Origin of the sequence: Isoptericola sp. b408 (genome assembly GCF_030588085.1) — a bacterium.
In the GTDB taxonomy this organism is placed as follows: Bacteria; Actinomycetota; Actinomycetes; order Actinomycetales; family Cellulomonadaceae; genus Isoptericola; species Isoptericola sediminis.
This window is the reverse complement of the sequence record NZ_JAUQYQ010000008.1, coordinates 1-510: the sequence shown is the minus strand read 5'-3', so window position 1 is coordinate 510 and position 510 is coordinate 1. Positions and strand designations below refer to the sequence as shown.

Here is a 510-nt window from a genome sequence, read left to right as displayed (position 1 = left end):
ATATCTCGTTGATTTTCTCGTTGAGGTTTCTCTAATTTTTGAAGCGAGTCCTGGACTATTTTATCTTGCCTATCATCCAGGGACTTTATCATTCCTGGGTCAGCATTATTAATCCTCATAAACGTCTTTACTCGGTCAAGTTGAGCGTGTAAAACTTTGCCCACTCTCTCTTTAAAAACAGAAAACTCCTTGCTGATCTGCACGAGTTTTTCCTTCAATTTTCCGTTCTCTAATTTCAATTCCCGATTCTCATTTTGGTAAGACCGGTTCTCGATTCTTAGAGTGTCCACCTCTTGTTTTAACTGCTTTTTCTCCTTCAACTGGTCATTGAATTTATTAACGAGTCCATTGTACTTTTCTACCAAGTCTCCATAGTTCTTTACAATGTCTGTTTGCTTTACTTTTTGCAGTGCTTTTTTCTCTGCTAAAGAATCTAAATTCTCCTCAATATCCTTGTAGTAATAGCGAATTTTATCTTGTCCAATCTGCATATCAGCTTTCAGCTGCGTA

The 510-nt window shown here is 37.3% G+C and carries 1 protein-coding gene; it reads right to left on the bottom strand.

Annotated elements, in window-relative coordinates; translation table 11 throughout:
• Positions 1–510, bottom strand: a 510-nt coding sequence (locus Q6347_RS15060; protein ID WP_304607783.1) for a hypothetical protein, incomplete at both ends; no start/stop codon positions are given.